At 67.3% G+C, this 19,922-nt stretch carries 22 protein-coding genes; 14 read left to right on the forward strand and 8 right to left on the reverse strand.

Annotated elements, in window-relative coordinates; all coding sequences use genetic code 11:
- Positions 1-21: 21 nt before the first annotated feature.
- From ppgK to AC5Y7E_RS12020, 4 genes are all read left to right on the forward strand, one after another.
- On the forward strand, positions 22-831 hold the full coding sequence (gene ppgK, locus AC5Y7E_RS12005; protein ID WP_499949067.1) for a polyphosphate--glucose phosphotransferase: 810 nt from the start codon (positions 22-24) through the stop codon (positions 829-831).
- A 177-nt stretch (positions 832-1,008) separates the two neighbouring features.
- A complete protein-coding gene (locus AC5Y7E_RS12010) occupies positions 1,009-2,535 on the forward strand; it encodes an RNA polymerase sigma factor (RefSeq protein WP_499949069.1) in 1,527 nt (508 codons plus the stop codon).
- A 61-nt stretch (positions 2,536-2,596) separates the two neighbouring features.
- Positions 2,597-3,580, forward strand: a complete 984-nt coding sequence (locus AC5Y7E_RS12015) for an alcohol dehydrogenase catalytic domain-containing protein (protein WP_499949071.1) — start codon at positions 2,597-2,599, stop codon at positions 3,578-3,580.
- A gap of 136 nt (positions 3,581-3,716) precedes the next feature.
- Complete coding sequence (locus AC5Y7E_RS12020) at positions 3,717-4,145, forward strand: RidA family protein (RefSeq protein ID WP_499949072.1); 429 nt, start codon at positions 3,717-3,719, stop codon at positions 4,143-4,145.
- Here AC5Y7E_RS12020 and AC5Y7E_RS12025 read toward each other — a convergent pair.
- Entirely contained in the window at positions 4,079-4,459 is a 381-nt protein-coding gene (locus tag AC5Y7E_RS12025; RefSeq protein WP_499949074.1) for a DUF952 domain-containing protein, read from the reverse strand. The two genes, AC5Y7E_RS12020 and AC5Y7E_RS12025, sit on opposite strands and share 67 nt — an antisense overlap.
- Positions 4,460-4,591: 132 nt before the next feature.
- Here AC5Y7E_RS12025 and AC5Y7E_RS12030 point away from each other — a divergent pair, with 132 nt between their 5' ends.
- On the forward strand, positions 4,592-4,777 hold the full coding sequence (locus AC5Y7E_RS12030; RefSeq protein ID WP_067346704.1) for a DUF7455 domain-containing protein: 186 nt from the start codon (positions 4,592-4,594) through the stop codon (positions 4,775-4,777).
- Positions 4,778-4,843: 66 nt separating this feature from the next.
- Positions 4,844-5,848 carry a YihY/virulence factor BrkB family protein gene (locus AC5Y7E_RS12035; RefSeq protein WP_499919393.1) on the forward strand — a complete coding sequence of 335 codons (1,005 nt, stop codon included), beginning with the start codon at positions 4,844-4,846 and terminating at the stop codon, positions 5,846-5,848.
- On the opposite strand, the gene AC5Y7E_RS12040 is transcribed toward AC5Y7E_RS12035, so the two are convergent.
- Positions 5,849-6,088: a DUF3039 domain-containing protein gene (locus AC5Y7E_RS12040; RefSeq protein WP_499919390.1), complete on the reverse strand. Its 240-nt coding sequence runs from the start codon at positions 6,086-6,088 to the stop codon at positions 5,849-5,851.
- Between the two features lie 58 nt (positions 6,089-6,146).
- On the opposite strand from AC5Y7E_RS12040, the gene AC5Y7E_RS12045 reads away from it, so the two are divergent.
- From AC5Y7E_RS12045 to AC5Y7E_RS12055, 3 genes are all read left to right on the forward strand, one after another.
- Entirely contained in the window at positions 6,147-6,581 is a 435-nt protein-coding gene (locus AC5Y7E_RS12045; RefSeq protein WP_499949197.1) for a DUF3099 domain-containing protein, read from the forward strand.
- A gap of 168 nt (positions 6,582-6,749) precedes the next feature.
- Positions 6,750-7,709 (forward strand): sigma-70 family RNA polymerase sigma factor SigB, encoded by a 960-nt coding sequence (gene sigB / locus AC5Y7E_RS12050; protein WP_067127016.1) that lies wholly within the window; start codon positions 6,750-6,752, stop codon positions 7,707-7,709.
- Positions 7,710-7,840: 131 nt separating this feature from the next.
- Positions 7,841-8,530, forward strand: coding sequence for an iron-dependent transcriptional repressor DtxR (locus AC5Y7E_RS12055; RefSeq protein ID WP_499919389.1), 690 nt, complete (start codon positions 7,841-7,843; stop codon positions 8,528-8,530).
- A 19-nt stretch (positions 8,531-8,549) separates the two neighbouring features.
- On the opposite strand, the gene AC5Y7E_RS12060 is transcribed toward AC5Y7E_RS12055, so the two are convergent.
- Entirely contained in the window at positions 8,550-9,611 is a 1,062-nt protein-coding gene (locus AC5Y7E_RS12060; RefSeq protein WP_499949076.1) for a DUF4192 domain-containing protein, read from the reverse strand.
- A 113-nt stretch (positions 9,612-9,724) separates the two neighbouring features.
- Between AC5Y7E_RS12060 and sthA the strand changes: the two genes are divergently transcribed.
- Positions 9,725-11,140, forward strand: a complete 1,416-nt coding sequence (gene sthA / locus AC5Y7E_RS12065) for a Si-specific NAD(P)(+) transhydrogenase (RefSeq protein WP_499949078.1) — start codon at positions 9,725-9,727, stop codon at positions 11,138-11,140.
- A gap of 22 nt (positions 11,141-11,162) precedes the next feature.
- Here sthA and AC5Y7E_RS12070 read toward each other — a convergent pair whose 3' ends face one another.
- Positions 11,163-11,999 (reverse strand): trypsin-like serine peptidase, encoded by an 837-nt coding sequence (locus AC5Y7E_RS12070; protein ID WP_499949080.1) that lies wholly within the window; start codon positions 11,997-11,999, stop codon positions 11,163-11,165.
- Between the two features lie 218 nt (positions 12,000-12,217).
- Here AC5Y7E_RS12070 and AC5Y7E_RS12075 point away from each other — a divergent pair, with 218 nt between their 5' ends.
- From AC5Y7E_RS12075 to AC5Y7E_RS12085, 3 genes are all read left to right on the forward strand, one after another.
- A complete protein-coding gene (locus AC5Y7E_RS12075; RefSeq protein ID WP_499919380.1) occupies positions 12,218-13,189 on the forward strand; it encodes a proteasome assembly chaperone family protein in 972 nt (323 codons plus the stop codon).
- Between the two features lie 62 nt (positions 13,190-13,251).
- Positions 13,252-14,283, forward strand: coding sequence for an alpha/beta fold hydrolase (locus tag AC5Y7E_RS12080; protein ID WP_499949082.1), 1,032 nt, complete (start codon positions 13,252-13,254; stop codon positions 14,281-14,283).
- 45 nt (positions 14,284-14,328) lie between these two features.
- Positions 14,329-15,015 carry a PhzF family phenazine biosynthesis protein gene (locus AC5Y7E_RS12085; RefSeq protein WP_499949083.1) on the forward strand — a complete coding sequence of 229 codons (687 nt, stop codon included), beginning with the start codon at positions 14,329-14,331 and terminating at the stop codon, positions 15,013-15,015.
- Between the two features lie 19 nt (positions 15,016-15,034).
- Here AC5Y7E_RS12085 and AC5Y7E_RS12090 read toward each other — a convergent pair whose 3' ends face one another.
- From AC5Y7E_RS12090 to AC5Y7E_RS12100, 3 genes are all read right to left on the reverse strand, one after another.
- Positions 15,035-15,520: a peroxynitrite isomerase gene (locus AC5Y7E_RS12090; protein ID WP_499949085.1), complete on the reverse strand. Its 486-nt coding sequence runs from the start codon at positions 15,518-15,520 to the stop codon at positions 15,035-15,037.
- Between the two features lie 52 nt (positions 15,521-15,572).
- Positions 15,573-16,037: a transcriptional regulator NrdR gene (gene nrdR, locus AC5Y7E_RS12095; protein WP_499919375.1), complete on the reverse strand. Its 465-nt coding sequence runs from the start codon at positions 16,035-16,037 to the stop codon at positions 15,573-15,575.
- Positions 16,038-16,135: 98 nt separating this feature from the next.
- Positions 16,136-16,630, reverse strand: coding sequence for a LysM peptidoglycan-binding domain-containing protein (locus tag AC5Y7E_RS12100; RefSeq protein WP_499949086.1), 495 nt, complete (start codon positions 16,628-16,630; stop codon positions 16,136-16,138).
- 293 nt (positions 16,631-16,923) lie between these two features.
- On the opposite strand from AC5Y7E_RS12100, the gene lexA reads away from it, so the two are divergent.
- A complete protein-coding gene (lexA, locus tag AC5Y7E_RS12105; RefSeq protein WP_499919370.1) occupies positions 16,924-17,622 on the forward strand; it encodes a transcriptional repressor LexA in 699 nt (232 codons plus the stop codon).
- Between the two features lie 17 nt (positions 17,623-17,639).
- On the opposite strand, the gene AC5Y7E_RS12110 is transcribed toward lexA, so the two are convergent.
- A complete protein-coding gene (locus AC5Y7E_RS12110; RefSeq protein ID WP_499949088.1) occupies positions 17,640-19,847 on the reverse strand; it encodes an LGFP repeat-containing protein in 2,208 nt (735 codons plus the stop codon).
- Between the last annotated feature and the right edge of the window lie 75 nt (positions 19,848-19,922).

A 19,922-nucleotide genomic window follows, 5' to 3' on the forward strand; every position in this document is an offset into this window, starting at 1 on the left:
CAGTGACGTCGAGGAGATTCGATGACCAGCACCGACTCGATCACGGATACGCCCGGCGCCGCCGCCGGCGACGGCAGGCCACAGCGTCGCGGATTCGGTATCGACGTCGGCGGCAGCGGCATCAAGGGCGGCATCGTCGACATGGACACCGGGCAGTTGATCGGCGAGCGGGTCAAGCTGCTGACCCCGCAGCCCGCCACACCCTCGGCGGTGGCCAAGACGATCGCCGAGGTGGTCAACGCTTTCGGGTGGACCGGCCCCCTGGGCGTGACCTATCCCGGAGTCGTCACACACGGCATCGTGCAGACGGCGGCCAACGTGGACAAGGCATGGATCGGCAGCAACGCGCGCGACATCATCAGCGCCGAGCTGAACGGTCAGGACGTCGTCGTCCTCAACGACGCCGACGCGGCCGGGCTGGCCGAGGAGCATTACGGTGCGGGCAAAGGGCAGTCGGGCCTCGTGGTACTGCTCACCTTCGGCACCGGGATCGGCTCCGCGGTGATTCATAACGGGACGCTGATCCCCAACACCGAGTTCGGCCATCTCGAGGTCGGCGGCAAGGAGGCCGAACAGCGGGCGGCGTCCTCGGTGAAGGAGAAGAACGACTGGTCCTACAAAAAGTGGGCCAAGCAGGTCACCAAAGTGCTGGTGAGCATCGAGAACGCGGTGTGGCCGGATCTGTTCATCGCGGGCGGCGGGATCAGCCGCAAGGCCGACAAATGGGTGCCGCTGCTGACCAACCGCACCCCGGTGGTCGCCGCGGCCCTGCTCAACACCGCCGGGATCGTCGGCGCGGCGATGGCCGCCACCTCGGACGTCACCCACTGATTTCGCCCGGCAGAGCCGCAGTACCGCGCACTGTCGTTACAATGGTGCTCGGCGAACGCCCAACCGAATAGCGTGCGACTACTCACGCTGATACCAACGCCGACATCGACATAGCAGACACTTTCGGTTAACCATGCCCAATACCCACCGAAGGTGAGCCCAAACGAAGGGGTGTAAGTGGCAGCGACGAAAGCAAGCCCGGCGACGGACGGGCCGGTGAAACGCACCGCCACGAAGTCTCCGTCGTCCCCCGCCAAGCGACCGGCGGCCAAGGCTGCCAACGGCTCGGCGCCCGCCAAGCGGGCCGCCAAATCAGCGTCGCCGTCCACCAAATCCAAGGCCGAAGCGGCCGCCGACTCCAAGACCCGCGCCGCGGCCAAGGGCGACGCCAAGGCGCCGTCGGCGCGCGGAAGCAAAGGCGCCAAGGCCGCGCCGGCGGATCCCGACGCCCTCGATTCCGACGGCGCCGTCGAGGATCTCGACAACGAACCCGATCTCGAGGGCGAGCCCGGTGAAGACCTCGACATCGACACCGACCTGAACCTCGACGACCTCGAGGACGACGTGGCGGCCGACGGCCAGGACGCCGACGAGAGCGAAACCGAAGCCGCCGAGGGCGAGGAAGAGGTCGTCGCGAAGCCGGCCACGGGTGGCGAGGCCGCGGCAGAGGACGACGAGGAGATCGCCGAACCCAGCGAAAAGGACAAGGCCTCCGGCGATTTCGTGTGGGACGAGGACGAGTCCGAGGCGCTGCGGCAGGCACGCAAGGACGCCGAGCTGACGGCGTCGGCCGACTCGGTTCGCGCCTACCTCAAGCAGATCGGTAAGGTCGCGCTGCTCAACGCCGAGGAAGAGGTCGAGCTCGCCAAGCGGATCGAGGCCGGGCTCTACGCGACCCAGCTGATGACCGAGATGACCGAGCGCGGCGACAAACTGCCCGCCGCGCAGCGTCGCGACATGGTGTGGATCTGCCGCGACGGCGACCGCGCGAAGAACCATCTGCTGGAAGCCAACCTGCGCCTGGTGGTGTCGCTGGCCAAGCGCTACACGGGCCGAGGCATGGCGTTTTTGGACCTCATCCAGGAGGGCAACCTGGGTCTGATCCGCGCGGTCGAGAAGTTCGACTACACCAAGGGTTACAAGTTCTCCACCTACGCGACCTGGTGGATCCGTCAGGCCATCACCCGTGCCATGGCCGACCAGGCCCGCACCATCCGCATCCCGGTGCACATGGTCGAGGTGATCAACAAGCTAGGCCGCATTCAGCGCGAGCTGCTGCAGGACCTGGGCCGCGAGCCCACTCCCGAAGAGCTCGCCAAAGAAATGGACATCACGCCCGAAAAAGTGCTGGAGATTCAGCAATACGCCCGCGAACCGATCTCGCTTGACCAGACGATCGGCGACGAGGGCGACAGTCAGCTGGGCGATTTCATCGAGGACAGCGAGGCCGTGGTGGCCGTCGACGCGGTCTCGTTCACGCTGCTCCAAGACCAGCTGCAGTCGGTGCTGGAGACGCTGTCGGAGCGCGAGGCGGGCGTAGTACGGCTGCGCTTCGGTCTCACCGACGGCCAGCCCCGCACCCTGGACGAGATCGGGCAGGTCTACGGCGTGACCCGCGAGCGCATTCGCCAGATCGAGTCCAAGACGATGTCGAAACTGCGCCACCCCAGCCGCTCCCAGGTGTTGCGCGACTACCTGGACTGAGCGACACACCAGCGGCCCAACCCGCTCCCCGGCGCAACAAACGTCGGTACCGTACTGATCCATGCGTGGATGGATCCTCGAGGAATCACCGGGCGAGTACCGCTGGGGCGAGGTCCCGACTCCAGAGCCGGGACCGGGCGAGGTCCGCATCGAGGTCCGGGCATCCGCCCTCAACCACATTGATCTCTGGCTGACGCGGGGCATGCCCAAACCGAGATCGTTCCCGCACGTGTCGGGCTCCGACGTCGCCGGTGTGATCGACAAGGTCGGTCCGGGTGTGGGCGATTGGCAGCCGGGCGATGAGGTCGTGATGGAAGCGGGCATCACCTCCCACCAGGCGATCCTCACCCGCGGCATCGACAGCATCGTCGACCCGGGGACGCACCTGCTCGGTGAGCATCAGTGGGGTGGTCATGCCGACTATGTCGTTGTCCCGGCGTGGCATCCGGTTCGCAAGCCGAAGCACCTGTCGTGGGTCGAGTGCGCGGCGTATCCGGTGTGTCACGTGACGGCCTGGCGGATGTTGCGCAAGGGCCGCGTGCGGGCCGGCACGAAGGTGCTCGTCGTCGGCGGCGGCGGGGGCGTGGCCGTCGCATCGCTGCTGATCGCCAACTACCTGGGCGCCGAGGTGTACGCGACGTCGCGGGACGAGGCCAAGCGCAAGCGCGCCAAGGAGCTCGGCGCAGTCGAGGCGTTCGATTCCGCCGGGCCATATCCGGTCAAGGTCGAGGTCGTCGTCGACAGCGTCGGCGCCGCGACCTGGGAACCGGCGCTGCGGGCACTCGACAACGGCGGTCGCTTCGTGACCTGCGGCGCGACCGGCGGGGTCGAGGTGCCGCTGTTGCTGCCCCGGCTGTTCTTCAAGCAGCAGGAGCTGATCGGTGTGACGACGGGATCCCACCTCGAGTTCGTCCAGGTGACCGATCACATCGCCAGGGGTCTGCCGGTGGTCGTGGACGAGGTATTTCCCTTCGACGCCTATCCCGATGCGCTGACCAAGCTCGCCAAGTGCGAGCAAGTCGGCAAGCTCGTCCTGGAGCACTGAGGTCTCGGTCAAGCCTTACGACGAGAATCGTTGTCCCGCAGGCTGTTTCGGCGCCCAGCGAGCGCTTTGGCCAAAGGGCCGCTGCCACCCGGAAATTCGGCTGCGCCGACGGCGTCGCCGCCGTACGGTGACTCCCATGTCGACCAATCGCAAAGTCATTTCCGGGGAATCCGCCTTCGAGTCGGTGGTGGGTTATTCGCGCGCGGTGCGGGTCGGCCCGCATGTGGCGGTGGCCGGAACAACCGGTGTCGGGCCCGCCGGGGACATCGCCGCCCAGGCACGAGATGCGTTGCGCCGCATTGAGATCGCTTTGCACCAAGCGGGCGCCGCACTCGCCGACGTGGTGCGCACCCGCATCTATGTCACCGACATCTCGCGCTGGCGCGAGGTGGGGGCCGTGCACGAGCAGGTCTTCGGTGCGATACGGCCCGCGGCCACCATGGTCGAAGTTTCGGCGCTGATCGCGCCCGACCTGTTGGTGGAGATCGAAGCCGACGCCTACGTCGACCGCCCGGCGGAGCCGCCGGCGATCGGTGCGAAGGTGCCGTCGTCGGCCGGCGGGTAGGCGGTGACCCGGACCACGGCGGCCACCGGCAACGGGCCGTACAGGTGCGGGAACAACATGGAGTCCGGGTCGGTTGGTACTCCTTGTTCCCACCGCACGGGCGCGTCGAGCCGGGCGGGGTCGATGTGCAACAGAACCAGGTCGCCGCGACCGCGATAGAGACGGTTGGCCGGCAGGTGCACCTGCTCGGGCGTCGACAGATGGATGAACTCGCCGCCACCGGCGGTGTCCGGGTCCAGCCGCCCCACCTGCCGGGCCCGCGCCCACTGCTCGGCTCCGCACAGGTGCACCAGGACGTCACCAGCGATCGTCACAACCCGACACCCTAGACACCGCCCAAACCAAACCTGACCAGGCCGTGAGAAACGACACACCCGATAACGATCGGGGAACAAGGCGAAAACGCCATACGTCTGAGAAAGTGAATGTACGAGAACGGAGAAGCCATGAATGCAACTCTGACGAGTCCGGAACTGACCAGAGCCGACCGCTGCGACCGCTGCGGTGCTGCGGCTCGTGTGCGCGCCAAGCTGCCTTCTGGACTGGAGCTTCTCTTCTGCCAGCACCACGCCAACGAGCACGAGGCGAAGCTGACCGAGCTGGACGCCGTGCTGGAGATCAGCGAAAGCTAGCCCGCACCGAACTCGCCCATCGCCAATGTGGGCGGTGCGAGCGATCTTCGGTAATGCTGGACGGGTATGAGCGAGCAGGTCGCAAAACCGTCGCGCCACCACATTTGGCGGATCACCCTGAGGACTCTTTCCAAGAGTTGGGACGACTCGATTTTCTCCGAGTCGGCTCAGGCTGGTTTCTGGTCGGCGTTGTCATTGCCGCCGCTGCTGCTTGGGATGCTGGGCACCTTGGCCTACGTGGCGCCGCTGTTCGGCCCGGACATGCTGCCCAGCATCCTGCGTCAGCTGATTTCGACGGCACACAGCGTGTTCTCCCCCAGCGTGGTGAACGAGATCATCGAGCCGACCGTCCGCGACATCGCCAACAACGCGCGCGGCGAGGTGGTGTCGCTGGGGTTCATCATCTCGTTGTGGGCGGGGTCGTCGGCCATCTCGGCGTTCGTCGACTCGGTTGTCGAGGCGCATGACCAGACGCCGTTGCGCCATCCGGTGCGCCAGCGCCTGTTCGCGCTGTTCCTCTACGTGGTGGGGTTGATCGGCGTTGTCATGACCGCACCACTGATTGTGTTGGGACCGCGCAAGATCGGTGAACACATTCCGGTCAGCCTGGCGAACGTGCTGCGCTACGGCTATTACCCGGCATTGATCCTGGTGCTGATGTTCGGGGTGGTGATCTTGTATCGGGTATCGCTACCAGAACCGCTTCCGACCCATCGCCTGATCTTCGGCGCGGCGCTGGCGACCGCGGTGTTCGTCATCGCCACGTTGGGCCTGCGCATCTACCTGCAATGGATCACCAGCACCGGTTACACCTACGGCGCGCTCTCCACGCCCATCGCGTTCTTGCTCTTCTCGTTCTTCGGCGGCTTCGCGATCATGATCGGCGCCGAACTCAATGCCGCCATTCAGGAAGAGTTCCCCGCGCCGCGAACGCATGCGCACCGGCTGCGCAGGTGGCTGCTGTCGCGCTCGCCTGGGCTGGCGAAGGCGGCTGACACGCTGTCGAATCCGGTGACGACGAATCCCATCACCGCGCAACGCGACGTCGCGCCGGCGGAGCCGCCGGGCTGATCAGTCCTTCTTCATCCGGTCGTAGATCCGCTTGCAGTCCGGGCACACCGGTGAACCCGGCTTGGCCGCCTTGGTGACGGGAAACACCTCGCCGCACAGCGCCACAACGTGGTTGCCCAGCACCGCGCTCTCGGCGATCTTGTCCTTCTTGACGTAATGGAAGTACTTGGGGGTGTCGCTGCCGGTCCCGTCGTCGACGCGTTCGTCGGTGTCGGTGCGTTCGATCGTTTGGGTCTGCATACCTGACATTGTGCACCGTCGTCAGGCCCCGAAAACCGGCCGAGCCGGAAACGTCGAGTTGTGGGACAGTGGAGAAATGAAGCACGGCTCCGATCCGGGGTTCGATGACTTTGACGGCAGCAAAAGCCGCCCTGTGCTCATCACCGCCGCCGCGACCTCGTACGAGGAGCAGCACCGTGCGCGGGTCCGTAAGTACCTGACGCTGATGGCTTTCCGGATTCCCGCGCTGATCCTGGCCGCGGTGGCCTACGGCGCGTGGCACAACGGGCTGATCTCCCTGGCGATCGTGGCGCTGTCAATCCCGCTGCCCTGGATGGCGGTGCTGATCGCCAACGATCGGCCGCCGCGCAGCGCCGACGAGCCCCGCCGTTTCGACGCTGCCCGCCAGCACAACCGCCTGTTCCCCAGGGCCGAACGTCCGGCGCTCGAGGCCCCCCGAGACCCGCAGCCGGAGTGGCCGACGGGGTTTCGCGATGGAATCGATCACGGCTAGTCGCCGTTTCTCCTGAAGGTGCCGCGCCCGACGGACTTCTCAGGACATTCTCAGGTCTGCGGCACATTTCTGCACGTCAAGACGTGTGAGATGCGGGGTCGTTGGGAACTCTCAAAGCTGATCTGTCGTTGAACTCGATGACAGAACAAAGCCGAACGGGAGGTCGCTATGGCGAACGCCAGCACGAGCAGATTTGACGGCGATCTGGATGCTCAAAGCCCCGCAGCGGACCTAGTGCGCGTATATCTGAACGGAATCGGGAAGACGGCACTTCTCAATGCGGCCGGCGAGGTCGAACTCGCCAAGCGCATCGAAGCCGGGCTTTATGCCGAACACCTGCTCGCAACGCGTAAGCGCCTCGGGGAGAACCGTAAACGCGATCTGCAGGCCGTGGTGCGCGATGGTCAGGCGGCGCGCCGTCACCTGCTGGAGGCGAACCTGCGCCTGGTGGTGTCGCTGGCCAAGCGATACACCGGTCGCGGTATGCCGCTGCTGGATCTCATTCAGGAGGGCAACCTCGGATTGATCCGCGCGATGGAGAAGTTCGATTACACAAAGGGATTCAAGTTTTCGACCTACGCGACGTGGTGGATCCGTCAGGCCATCACCCGCGGCATGGCCGACCAGAGCCGCACCATCCGGCTGCCGGTCCATCTGGTGGAGCAGGTCAACAAGCTGGCGCGGATCAAGCGCGAGATGCACCAGAACCTGGGACGCGAGGCCACCGACGAGGAGTTGGCCGCCGAGTCCGGCATTCCGGTCGAAAAGATCAACGACCTGCTCGAGCACAGCCGCGACCCGGTAAGCCTGGACATGCCGGTCGGCTCCGAGGAAGAAGCTCCGCTGGGCGATTTCATCGAGGACGCCGAAGCGATGTCGGCCGAGAACGCGGTGATCGCCGAGCTGCTGCACACCGACATCCGCAGCGTGCTGGCCACGCTGGACGAGCGTGAGCACCAGGTGATCCGGTTGCGCTTCGGCCTGGACGACGGCCAGCCGCGCACGCTGGACCAGATCGGCAAGCTGTTCGGCCTGTCCCGCGAGCGGGTCCGCCAAATCGAGCGGGACGTAATGTCGAAACTGCGCAACGGGGAGCGCGCCGACAGGCTACGGTCGTACGCGAGTTAAGGCCTCACCCCCAAGCTAGGTAGCAGACAGTATGCCCGCCGCGCCAGCGGCGGGCATACTGCTTGTCGCCGACGCGTTACAACCATTCGCGCAGCTGGGCAAGTAGACTCAGCGTCGACGGAGGGTGCTGAATGAACGACCTGGTTGACACCACCGAGATGTACCTGCGGACCATCTACGACCTCGAAGAAGAGGGCGTGACGCCGCTGCGTGCCCGAATCGCCGAACGCCTCGATCAGAGCGGGCCGACTGTCAGCCAAACCGTGTCGCGCATGGAGCGGGACGGTTTACTCCACGTGGCCGGTGACCGCCACCTCGAGCTCACCGACAAGGGCCGCGCGCTGGCCATTTCCGTGATGCGCAAGCACCGCCTCGCCGAACGCTTGCTGGTCGACGTGATCGGCCTGCCGTGGGAAGAGGTCCACGCCGAGGCGTGCCGCTGGGAACACGTGATGAGCGAGGACGTCGAGCGGCGCCTGGTGAAGGTCCTCAACAACCCGACCACCTCGCCCTTCGGCAACCCGATCCCCGGGCTGCTGGACCTCGGCGTGGGTCCCGAGTCCTGGTCCGAAGACGGTCCCCTGGTCCGGCTGACCGAGTTGCCACCCGGCGCGCCGGTGGCCGTGGTGGTGCGCCAGCTCACCGAACATGTGCAGGGCGACATCGACCTGATCTCACGCCTGAAGGACGCCGGCGTCGTCCCCAACGCCCGCGTCACCGTCGAGACCGGCACCGCCGGGGTGACCATCGTCATTCCCGGCCACGAGAACGTCACCCTGCCGCACGAGATGGCGCACGCGGTCAAGGTCGAGAAGGTCTGACCCGGGCTGTCCGTGCCCCCTACCCGGCCCTGCGGCCGAACGGCCGGCGCGGCGGTAGCTGCACGCCGAACTGCTTGGCCAAGCGGTAGCCGGTGAGCGCCAGGTCCCTGATGTCCTCGGGCCGCAGGCCCGATTGCAAGGCGGTGTCCAGCATGCCGGCCATCCGATGGTCGGGCTCGCAGCGCAGCGCCTCCTGCAGCGACACCCCGGCGAGCGGGCCGTCGCCGCGCGCATAGGCGCTGAACGCCATCAAGACCAGCGCCTCGACCCGCCACGGCGAGGGCAACCTGCGTGCCAGCAGCGCCCACAACGACTCGACTTCGCCGGCGCTCTCGCCGACGGCGAGGGCGTACAGGATGTCGCGCACCTGCGCGTCGCTGAGCGCGCAGCCCAGCGTCGCCAATTCGGTGTCGGACGGCGATTCCCCGGCCGCGACCCGGCTGGCGACGGACATCGCCGTCTCAACGTCGGCGCGGGTGCAGCGCACCGGATGCGCGCGGTGGGCGGCCCGGCGCCGGGCGGCCTGCCGACCGACCGCGCCGGCCAGCGCGGCGCTGCGCGTCGGGTCGTCGGGCGCGATGACCGCCTGCAGGTCGGAGCGGCGCGGGTAGAGCCGCCTGCCCTCCAGCACCGCCGCGGCGGCCAGCGGTGACGCCGAGGGATCCTCGACGAGGCCACTCGACCCACAGCCCTCGACACAATGCCAGCGCCCGCCGAGGGCGACCCGGTCGACCACGTGGGTGGCCCAGAGCTCAATGTCGTGCTGCGCCAAGGACTCTGCGAGCGCGTCACACAACTGCCGGTACTCCTCGTTGCAGCTGGGACAGTGCGCGCCGTCCGCGTCGACGATCACCGCGATGACGGCCTGGGGCCGCGCCGCCGCGGCGACCTCCGCCAGATGATCGACGCGGCCGGTCAACTCCTCGGAGAGGTCGACGCGCATCACCGATCCCAGCTGCCGATCCTCCAAAGACACTAGTACCAATGAATTTTCGGGGATGAAGCCGAGAACGGCGGGCAGCGCGGCGATGAGCGCGCCGGGGCGGGAAAGCTCGAAGTCGGGTTGTGCATGCGTGGTCATGGGCACCAACGCTGACGGTGGGCCCCGTCAGCGGGTGCTCGCGCGCGCCGGTGCGGCGGCGCAGCTGTGGATGAACCCGGCACTGTGAGTTGTGCTGCTCTACTGTTTAGCCCATGGGCTCGGCGCAAGAGTACGACATGGTGGTCATCGGTTCGGGGCCCGGCGGGCAGAAGGCCGCGATCGCTTCGGCCAAGCTGGGCAAGTCGGTGGCCATCGTCGAACGCGGCCAGATGATCGGCGGTGTGTGCGTGCAGACCGGCACCATCCCGTCAAAGACGTTGCGCGAGGCGGTCCTTTACCTCACCGGGATGAGCCAGCGCGAACTCTACGGCGCGAGCTATCGGGTGAAAGAGAAGATCACCCCTGCCGATCTGCTGGCCCGCACCCAGCACGTGATCGGCAAGGAAGTCGACGTGGTGCGCAACCAGCTGATGCGCAACCGCATCGACCTGCTGATCGGCCACGGGCGGTTCGTCGACCCGCACACCATCGAGGTCGAAGACCCGTCGCGGCGCGAAAAGATAACCATCAGTGGCAAATACATCGTCATCGCCACCGGCACCCGGCCGGCGCGGCCGTCCGGCGTCGAGTTCGACGAAGAGCGCGTGCTCGACTCCGACGGGATCCTCGACCTCAAGACGCTGCCCGCCTCGATGGTGGTCGTCGGCGCCGGGGTCATCGGCATCGAGTACGCCTCGATGTTCGCCGCGCTGGGCACCAAGGTGACCGTGGTGGAAAAGCGCGGCGACATGCTGGACTTCTGCGACCCCGAGGTGGTCGAGGCGCTGAAGTTCCACCTGCGCGATTTGGCGGTGACGTTCCGGTTCGGCGAGGAGGTGACCGCGGTCGACGTCGGCTCGGCGGGCACCGTCACCACCTTGGCCAGCGGCAAGCAGATTCCCGCCGAGACCGTGATGTACTCGGCCGGGCGCCAGGGCCAGACCGACCACCTCGACCTGCACAACGCCGAGCTGGAGGCCGACAACCGCGGCCGGATCTTCGTTGACGGCAACTTTCAGACGAAGGTGCCCCACATTTACGCCGTCGGGGACGTGATCGGTTTCCCGGCGCTGGCCGCCACCTCGATGGAGCAGGGACGGCTGGCCGCCTACCACGCGTTCGGGGAAGCCTGCGACGGGATCACCGAGCTGCAGCCGATCGGCATCTACTCGATCCCCGAGGTCTCCTACGTCGGCGCCACCGAGGTGGAGCTGACCAAGGATTCGATCCCGTATGAGGTCGGGGTGGCCCGGTACCGGGAGCTGGCCCGCGGCCAGATCGCCGGGGACTCCTACGGGATGCTCAAGCTGCTGGTGTCCACCGAAGACCTCAAGCTGCTCGGCGTGCACATCTTCGGCACCAGCGCCACAGAGATGGTGCACATCGGGCAGGCCGTGATGGGCTGCGGCGGCACCGTGGAATACCTGGTGGACGCGGTGTTCAACTACCCGACGTTCTCCGAGGCCTACAAGGTGGCGGCGCTCGACGTGATGAACAAGGTTCGGGCGCTCAACCAGTTCCGGCACTGAACCGCCGCGCTGGCGGTCGGCACTAACAGGCGTCGGAAAGGTCGTTCGGGACGGGATCGCCGGGCCCCCCGGCCTCGGCGCGGGCCAACAGTTCCGCGGTTTGTGCGCCGAACGGCGCCGAGTACGACATGTTCGCGGCGCAGCCGCCCCGCTCGAGACCGCCGATCACCCCGATGAGCGTGGTGCCGCTGACCCAGGGCGCACCGCTGGTGCCGTCCACCAGCCCCTCACACGCCAAGGAGGGGAACCCGGTGTCGGTGACCGACGTGCTGGCCTGGCATCCGATGGGCGAGCCGCCCACGCCTGCCGGGTATCCCAGCACGGTGACGCGGCTGCCCGGCGGAGGAGTCACTCCCAGTGTCAGCGCCAGGCCGGCCCGGGACTCGACGGGAGCGCCGGCCTCGTTGCTGACCCGCGCGATCGCGTAGTCGGCGTGCGGGTCCTTGCTCGCCGTCCAGCGTGGATCGAGGTAGACCGCGTCGGCCTTCCACACATCGGCCGGACCGGGTGCGGCGTCGCCGGCGAAACCGGGAACGAAGGTGATCAGCGAGGCTCCGGCCAGGCAATGCGCGGCGGTCATCATCAGGTTGCCGCCCGTCGAATGCACCACCGAACCGGTGCACACGTGCAGCGGGCCACCGTCGATGAAAATCGCCCCGATGCGCCGATCCGGCTCGACCGGACCCGCGATGGCCTTCTGCTCGGGCTGGCTGAGCCGCTGCACCGGCCCGCCGACGCGCGGGGCGGACACCGGAGCACCCGAAACATGCTCGACGGGACGGTGACACGACGTCAACGACGTCGCCACCCCCACCACCGAGCAGAGCATCAGGATCCGAATGCGCATCGCCTTCATCATGCCTGACCGGTCGGCGGCAGGCCGACTCCCACACATGACGGTGCGCCAACGGGCGTGCGGGTGACCCCCAGGATGTGGTTTGCGGATTACGAGTAAGAATTGTCGCGTTCCAGCTAAGAGCGTGAACGCGAAGTTCGCTGATAGATGTTGGTGCCGCCCGATTCGGGGGACACTCGGTAGGGCACCCTGGAGAGAACTTCGAGAGGAGGCGATCGGAGATGGCTCACCATCAGGAGCCGGATGATCAGTACCAGCCAGGCCAGGCCGGAATGTACGAACTCGAGTTCCCGGCGCCGCAGTTGTCGACGTCCGACGGCCGCGGCCCCGTGCTGGTGCACGCCCTGGAGGGCTTTTCCGACGCCGGTCATGCCATCAAGCTCGCCGCCGCGCATCTGAAGGCGGTGCTGGACACCGAGCTGGTCGCATCCTTTGCGATCGATGAACTGCTGGACTACCGCTCGCGGCGGCCATTGATGACGTTCAAGACCGATCACTTCACCCACTACGAGGACCCCGAGCTGAGCCTGTACGCGATGCGCGACACGGTCGGCACGCCGTTCCTGCTGCTGGCCGGCATGGAACCGGATCTCAAGTGGGAGCGGTTCATCACCGCGGTGCGGCTGCTGGCCGAGCGCCTCGGCGTGCGCCAGACCATCGGCCTGGGCACGGTCCCGATGGCGGTGCCGCACACCCGGCCCACCACGATGACCGCACACTCGAACAACCCGGAGTTGATCGCCAATTTCCAGCCGTGGATCTCCGAGATCCAGGTCCCGGGCAGCGCGTCCAACCTGCTGGAATACCGGATGGGCCAGCACGGTCATGAGGTCGTCGGCTATACCGTGCATGTCCCCCACTACCTCACGCAGACCGACTACCCGGCCGCCGCGCAGGCTTTGCTCGAGCAGGTCGCCAAGACCGCGTCGCTGGAGCTGCCTCTGACCGCGTTAACCGAAGCGGCCGAGGTGATTCGGGCGAAGATCGACGAGCAGGTGGAAGCGAGCGCGGAGGTCGCCCAAGTGGTGGCCGCGCTGGAGCGCCAGTACGATGCCTTCATCGACGCTCAGGAGAACAGATCGTTACTAGCTCGCGACGAGGATCTGCCTAGCGGCGATGAGCTAGGCGCAGAGTTCGAGCGATTTCTGGCCCAGCAGGCGGAGAAGAAGTACGACGACGACGACAAGCCCTGACCCACTCACGTGACGCCCTAGCCGGCCCGCCCTCAGCCCGGCCCAACACCAAGGTTGGCGATATGACCGAGCGGAAGCGCAAACCCACGCTCCGCCCGGTGCGTGAAGTGACCGCACCCAAACTCGAGTTCCGCACCATCCACGGTTACAAGCGGGCCTACCGCATCGCCGGTTCCGGGCCGGCGATACTGCTGATCCACGGCATCGGCGACAATTCCACCACCTGGAATACCGTGCAGGCCAAGCTCGCCCAGCGTTTTACGGTGATCGCGCCCGATCTGCTCGGCCACGGGCAATCCGACAAGCCGCGCGCCGACTACTCGATCGCGGCGTATGCGAACGGGATGCGTGACCTGCTCAGCGTGCTCGACATCGAGCGGGTCACCATCGTCGGTCACTCGCTGGGTGGCGGTGTGGCTATGCAATTCGCCTACCAATTCCCGCATCTGGTGGAACGGCTGATCCTGGTCGGCGCCGGAGGCGTGACCAAGGACGTCAACTTCGTGCTGCGCTGGGCCTCGCTGCCGATGGGCAGCGAGGCGATCGCCCTGCTGCGCTTGCCGCTGGTGCTGCCGGCGGTCCAGATCATGGGACGTGTCCTGGGCGTGGCGCTGGGCAGCACCGGGCTGGGCCGCGATCTGCCCAACGTGCTGCGCATCCTCGACGACCTGCCGGAGCCGACGGCGTCGGCGGCTTTCAGCCGGACGCTGCGCGCGGTGGTGGATTGGCGCGGGCAGATCGTCACCATGCTGGACCGATGTTATTTGACCGAAGCCATCCCGGTGCAGATCATCTGGGGCACAAGGGATGTGGTGGTTCCCGTTCGGCACGCTTGGATGGCGCATGCCGCGATGCCGGGCTCCCGCCTCGAAATCTTCGAAGGCTCCGGGCATTTTCCCTTCCACGACGACCCGGCCCGCTTCATCGACGTCGTCGAGCGCTTCATCGATTCCACCGATCCCGCCGAGTACGACCAGGCCAGTCTTCGCGAACTGCTCCGCACCGGCGGCGGCGAGCAGGCCGTCTCCGGTTCCGCTCCCACGCGTGTCGCCGTGCTGAACGCCATGGGCTCCGACGAACGCAGCGCCACCTGATCGCCTTGATCGATGCGGCCCGACGCGGCGCCGTACAGTCGGCTCATGGGGATCGGCGTGACGGTGCTGCGGGTGTTCACCGATGCGGACGGCCACTTCGGTAATCCGCTGGGCGTGGTGGACGCCGCCCAGGTGGAGCCCGAGCACCGACAGCGGCTGGCAACCCAATTGGGCTACAGCGAGACGGTTTTCGTGGACCTCCCGGCCCCCGGCTGCGCCAGCGCGCACGCCACCATCTACACGCCGCGTACCGAACTGCCGTTCGCCGGCCACCCGACCGTCGGCGCGACATGGTGGCTGCGCGAGAACGGTTCGCCGATCAACACCCTGCGGGTGCGGGCCGGGATCTTGCAGGTGGGTTACGACGGCGACCGCGCCAGCATCAACGCCCGCGCGGAATGGGCGCCCGACTTCGCCCTGCACGAATTCCGTTCAGCCGACCAGGTTCTCGCGGCCGATGAGGCGGACTATCCCGACGACACCGCGCACTACCTGTGGGCCTGGACCGACCGGGCGGCCGGATGGCTGCGGACGCGCATGTTCGCGTCCAACCTCGGTGTGGTCGAGGACGAGGCGACCGGGTCGGCGGCGATGCGGATCACCGACTACCTGAGCCAGAGCCTGCGGATCACCCAGGGCAAGGGCTCCGTGATCGACACCAGGTGGAGCGCCGAGGGCTGGGTGGGGGTGACCGGGCGGGTCGTCAATGACGGTGTGCGACAGATCGATTGACGAGGGCCTAACTCGGACCTCAGCGCTGCCGGTGTAACACCGCCCCGAGGTGGTCCTGCAGCGGTTGCCCGACCGCGCCCATCTGCACCGTGTAGGAGAGTTCGTCGCCGTCGATGCGGAACGAACGGCCGAGCGCGGTCACCTCCTTGGCGCTGGGTGTCAGCCCCACCGACGTGGTCGACATCTGCATTTCGATGAGGTCACCAGTGACCGAGTAGGTGCCGACCTCGATTTCGGTGATGCCGCTGGGATGCGCCAGCACCAATTCGATGTGACCTGGTTGCGGCACCCGAAGGTAGCCGGTTTCGGCGTGCAACGGCTTCCCGTCGGCAACCGCCCTGGTTTTCTGTCCGTAGGCGAGAAACGGCTTACCGACGTGGGCGAACACGACTTCTTCGAGATAGTCGAAGGGCGGGATCGTCGGGTATTTACCCGCACCCTGGCCGGACCAGGTCCCAAGGAGCGGGGCAAGCGCCGCGAGGTCGGGGTGCAAGTCCGTGGGCATGAAAGCGAGCCTAGCCCGGCGAGGTTGCGGGCAATCGGAGCCCGGCCCGGTGTCAGCCCCGAGCTGCCACTCTGCGGTGATCCCGCATTGCCTGGATCTCGCGTTCGAAATCGTCCGCGGACTCGAATGACCGATAGACGGAGGCGAACCGCAAGTAAGCCACCTCGTCCAGGTCGCGTAGCGGCCCCAGAATGGCCAACCCGACCTCGTGACTGGGGATCTCCGGTGAGCCCGCCGCGCGCACGGTGTCTTCGACCTGCTGGGCCAGCAGGTTGAGCGCATCGTCATCGACCTGTCGCCCCTGGCAGGCCCGACGGACGCCGCTGACGACCTTCTCCCTGCTGAACGGCTCCGTGACGCCGCTGCGCTTGACCACCGCCAGGACCGCGGTCTCCACCGTGGTGAAACGCCGTCCGCACTCGGGACAGGATCGGCGACGCCGAATGGCCTGGCCTTCATCGGTTTCGCGGGAGTCGATCACCCGCGAGTCGGGATGGCGACAGAACGGACAGTGCATGACCGCTCCTTCGTCGCGCCGACAAGATACCGCAGGACCTTGAGCGTACCCGCGCGCTGACCTGCACGGCTAACACATCGGTTTCGGCGCAACGCCACTCAGCCGACCGGAGCGATGAGGGTCTGGCCCGCCAGCAGGTTGGGCGAGTGCAGATCGTTGAGTTCGCGGATGCGATCGGCGACCTGGGGTGCCGGCGCGCCGGGCGCCACGCGGTGCGCGAAATCCTGGAGCGACTCCCCCGCGTCGACGCGGACGACGGCGAGCCGGTCGGGAAGCTGGGTCGCCGAGTTCGAGGAGTCGCCGTTGAGCACCTGGCCGACGTTCGCGACGAGACCCAGCCACAGCGTGATCGCACCGGCGGCCAGCGCCAGCCCGATGGTCGACGCCCAGGTGGCGGCGCGCCTGCGGTGCGGAGCGACGGACATTGCCACCCCGGTGCCGTAGTAGCGCGTGGCGGCGCCCGCGGGCCGCGACGGCGCGGGCCGGCGGGACCGGGCCAGCCCCTCCCGTCCGTAGCGAGCCCCCAGGACGGGTCCATTGATCGGGCGCCGAAGACTGCTGGTACGCGGCGCGGGCGTGTGGATGACTGTCATCTTCGTTCCTCCGGTCAACTAGCTCTCGCTCGTGTGTTCGACACTAATCGCTTGTATGTTCGAAACCGAACATTTGAGCGAAGCGTGTCGCACGAGCAAACGCTAGATCACACCACCGACAAGTTCGTCGGCCTCTACCACTGTCACGAGCACTCAAATACCCGATATCTCGAAGAGTTACACATTTGTGATTCGTCCGGCTTCGCGCTTGTTTTGCGCCGACGCGAACCGCCGCGACACGCCACTCGAACACATGTTTGATTCTTGTCCTCGGTGCGGCTACATTCGGTGCCATGGGCGACAGCAACGACGTTTCATCGGCCGGTCCCGAGGGTCGGCTGCACTCCGTGGATTCCTCGCTGACCGAACGGCAGCGCACCATTCTGAATGTCATCCGCGCCTCGGTCACCAGCCGCGGCTACCCGCCGAGCATCCGGGAGATCGGCGATGCCGTCGGTCTGACGTCGACGTCATCGGTGGCGCACCAGCTTCGCACCCTGGAGCGCAAGGGTTACCTGCGCCGCGACCCCAACCGCCCGCGGGCCGTCGACGTCCGCGGGGCCGACGACGACGTGGCGGCCCCCACCACCGAAGTGGCCGGTTCGGACGCCCTACCGGAACCCACGTTCGTCCCGGTGCTCGGGCGCATCGCGGCCGGCGGACCCATCCTGGCCGAAGAGGCCGTCGAAGACGTCTTTCCCCTGCCGCGCGAATTGGTCGGTGAGGGCACGCTTTTCCTGCTCAAGGTCGTCGGTGATTCGATGGTCGATGCCGCGATCTGCGACGGCGACTGGGTGGTGGTCCGTCAGCAGAACGTCGCCGACAACGGTGACATCGTCGCGGCGATGCTCGACGGCGAGGCCACGGTCAAGACGTTCAAACGCGCCGGCGGCCAGGTGTGGCTGATGCCGCACAACCCGGCGTTCGATCCCATCCCGGGCAACGACGCCAGCGTGCTGGGCAAGGTCGTCACCGTCATCCGCAAGGTCTGACGCGCGCCCGGCCTCGGTCAGTCAGCCCGGGTGAAGCCGTTGGCCTGAGCGACTTCTTCGCTCGACAACCAGAGCTCGGCGAGCGTGTCCTGATACAGGTCGCTACCCGGCATGTAGTACAAGCCGTAGCGAGCGCTGGCCTTGACGGGGTATCCGTCGGGCGCCTGGTACGGATCATCGAGCGGCAGGTGGATCGTGGGTCGCCCGTCCGGGGCAGCCAGGCCGTTTTCCGAGGCGTCATCGGCGGCGTGCCGGCCGCTTCGCGCCGGAGGCCCGGCCGCGACCGCATCGGCGACCGCGGCGGCTCCCACCGCCGTGTCCGTCATGTCGGCCTCCGTCGCGGTGTGCGCTTCGGGTTCGACGTCCGGTTCCGGCGCCGCGAGGTCGAGGTATTCGTCTTCTGGCTCAGCGGTTTCCAGGAGGCCTTCCGCCGCGTCGCCCTCCGGCGGGATGCCGGAAACGGCGACGTCGGGGTACTCGTCTTCCGGATACGCCTCCTGCGGATAACCCGCATCGGGGCCGTCGGCGTCGACGTAGGCGGCGTCGTCCGCCGCCTCGGGCTCGGCGACCTCGGGGACGCCGTCGGTGTAGTCGGCGTAGTCGGCCCCCGCCTCGGCATACTCGTCCTCCGACAGCATCTCCGCGGAGACGACCGGGATCGAGTCGGTATCGACGGCGTCGGGGTCTTCCTCCTCGTGGAACCGATAGTCGCTATCGGCAGGAGCCTGACGTTGCCAGCTGACCCGCCCGGCGTCCGGTTCCGGCTCCGGTTGATGCGTCGCGCCGAGCCCGAACGGGTCGGCGCCGACGTCGGCATCGTCGTGGCCCCAGCGCTCGTCGGCGTCGTAGCCGAGGTTCCCCCCGTGACCGGGCGCGTAGGCCGCCGCCTCCTCGTGCGCAGGCCGGCGCCGCCCACCGAACAGCACCCACGCCATCAGCACGAGCAGCGCCAGCACCGGAATGGCGACCACCAGCCACCACCAGTGCCAGGTGGACTTCTTCGGGCGCGCCGGCAGGGCCGAATTGCTCGGCTGGTCCTGACCCGACACCTGCAGCCCGGACAGCAGCGGCGCCAGGTTGGACGGATCGGTGCTGAACGTGTTCTTCGCCCGGTTCCACGAAACCTTGCCGCCGGTGAACTGCTGGGAGATCACGTCGCCGTTGACGGCCTGGTCGCCGACCGGGGCGCCGAGCTTGCCCGCCGGAGCGCGCAATTTGTCCCACGCCACCTTCATCGCCCCACGCACGACGAAGGCGCCGTGGTCGGGCGTCCAGAAGATGACCGGCTTGTCGGCAGCGGAGAAGGTGGCGACGCGGCTGGCACGCCCGATGTTGCCGTCGGTTTCGTTGGCGGTCGGGAATCCCAGGTCGCTGCCGACCGGTCCCCCCAGCGACTCGTATTTGGCCAGGATGTCGCTCTCGACCGCATTCGCGCCGGTGGCCGGGGTGAAGAACACCTTGCCGCCGGCGAAGTTCTGGGCGATTCCGTCGCCGCCGATCGGATACTGCCCGCCCTGCTTGGCGCCCAGGGGTCCGGTGGGGCCGCCCGCCGCGCGCCAGGCGGTATTGATCGCCGCGGTGGGATCGATCGCCACCTGCAGGCCCTTGAGTTGGTCGGCCAGCGCCGGCGGTTCGGTGGTGAACTGCTTGGTCTGCCTGTTCCACGAGACCTGGCCGCCGCTGAATTTCTGTGAGGACACCTCGCTGCTGTAGGTCTCGTCGCCGACCGGCACACCGAGCACCCCGCCCGAGCTGCCCAGCTTGTCCCAGGCGGCGTTCAGGGCGCCGCGCACCACGTGTGCGCCGTGCTCGGGCGTCCAGAAGATCACCGGCTTGTCGCTGGCGGAGAAGGTGATCACCCGGCTGTCCGGACCGGCGAGACCCGGAACTTCGTCGATCGCCGGGAAGCCCAGATCGCTGCCGGCCGGCCCGCCCAGCGACTCGTACTTGTCCAGGACAGGCCCGTAGGCGAATCTGGCCCCGGTGGCCGGGGTGAAGAACATCTTGCCGCCGTCGAAGTCCAGGGCGAAACCGTCCCCGACGGGGTACACGTCGCCCTTGCGGGCGCCCAATGGCGAGGTGTCGCCGCCGGCCTTGTCCCACGCGGCCATGATCGCCGCCTCGGCGTCGCCTATCGGACTCGCTACCGCGGTGGGGGCCAACAAGACCGCGGCCAGCGCCGTGGTCGTCAAGCTGACCAGCGCGCTTCCGATCAGCCTGCGCATGTGACCTCTCTGCACCTTCACCAAGCCTCCCAGCCGGCGGACATGGCTCTTTTAGCGGCTATGCCCTTATTTGCA

The organism is Mycobacterium sp. NGS17 (genome assembly GCF_059813205.1).

Excerpts from the sequence above, each read along its gene's own strand:
- ppgK (WP_499949067.1), top strand. The coding sequence starts at position 22 with ATGACCAGCACCGACTCGATCACGGATACGCCCGGCGCCGCCGCCGGC.
- AC5Y7E_RS12015 (WP_499949071.1), top strand. The coding sequence starts at position 2,597 with ATGCGTGGATGGATCCTCGAGGAATCACCGGGCGAGTACCGCTGGGGC.
- AC5Y7E_RS12020 (WP_499949072.1), top strand. The coding sequence starts at position 3,717 with ATGTCGACCAATCGCAAAGTCATTTCCGGGGAATCCGCCTTCGAGTCG.
- AC5Y7E_RS12030 (WP_067346704.1), top strand. The coding sequence starts at position 4,592 with ATGAATGCAACTCTGACGAGTCCGGAACTGACCAGAGCCGACCGCTGC.
- AC5Y7E_RS12035 (WP_499919393.1), top strand. The coding sequence starts at position 4,844 with ATGAGCGAGCAGGTCGCAAAACCGTCGCGCCACCACATTTGGCGGATC.
- AC5Y7E_RS12040 (WP_499919390.1), bottom strand. The coding sequence starts at position 6,088 with ATGCAGACCCAAACGATCGAACGCACCGACACCGACGAACGCGTCGAC.
- sigB (WP_067127016.1), top strand. The coding sequence starts at position 6,750 with ATGGCGAACGCCAGCACGAGCAGATTTGACGGCGATCTGGATGCTCAA.
- AC5Y7E_RS12055 (WP_499919389.1), top strand. The coding sequence starts at position 7,841 with ATGAACGACCTGGTTGACACCACCGAGATGTACCTGCGGACCATCTAC.
- AC5Y7E_RS12060 (WP_499949076.1), bottom strand. The coding sequence starts at position 9,611 with ATGACCACGCATGCACAACCCGACTTCGAGCTTTCCCGCCCCGGCGCG.
- sthA (WP_499949078.1), top strand. The coding sequence starts at position 9,725 with ATGGGCTCGGCGCAAGAGTACGACATGGTGGTCATCGGTTCGGGGCCC.
- AC5Y7E_RS12070 (WP_499949080.1), bottom strand. The coding sequence starts at position 11,999 with ATGATGAAGGCGATGCGCATTCGGATCCTGATGCTCTGCTCGGTGGTG.
- AC5Y7E_RS12075 (WP_499919380.1), top strand. The coding sequence starts at position 12,218 with ATGGCTCACCATCAGGAGCCGGATGATCAGTACCAGCCAGGCCAGGCC.
- AC5Y7E_RS12080 (WP_499949082.1), top strand. The coding sequence starts at position 13,252 with ATGACCGAGCGGAAGCGCAAACCCACGCTCCGCCCGGTGCGTGAAGTG.
- AC5Y7E_RS12085 (WP_499949083.1), top strand. The coding sequence starts at position 14,329 with ATGGGGATCGGCGTGACGGTGCTGCGGGTGTTCACCGATGCGGACGGC.
- AC5Y7E_RS12090 (WP_499949085.1), bottom strand. The coding sequence starts at position 15,520 with ATGCCCACGGACTTGCACCCCGACCTCGCGGCGCTTGCCCCGCTCCTT.
- nrdR (WP_499919375.1), bottom strand. The coding sequence starts at position 16,037 with ATGCACTGTCCGTTCTGTCGCCATCCCGACTCGCGGGTGATCGACTCC.
- AC5Y7E_RS12100 (WP_499949086.1), bottom strand. The coding sequence starts at position 16,630 with ATGACAGTCATCCACACGCCCGCGCCGCGTACCAGCAGTCTTCGGCGC.
- lexA (WP_499919370.1), top strand. The coding sequence starts at position 16,924 with ATGGGCGACAGCAACGACGTTTCATCGGCCGGTCCCGAGGGTCGGCTG.
- AC5Y7E_RS12110 (WP_499949088.1), bottom strand. The coding sequence starts at position 19,847 with ATGCGCAGGCTGATCGGAAGCGCGCTGGTCAGCTTGACGACCACGGCG.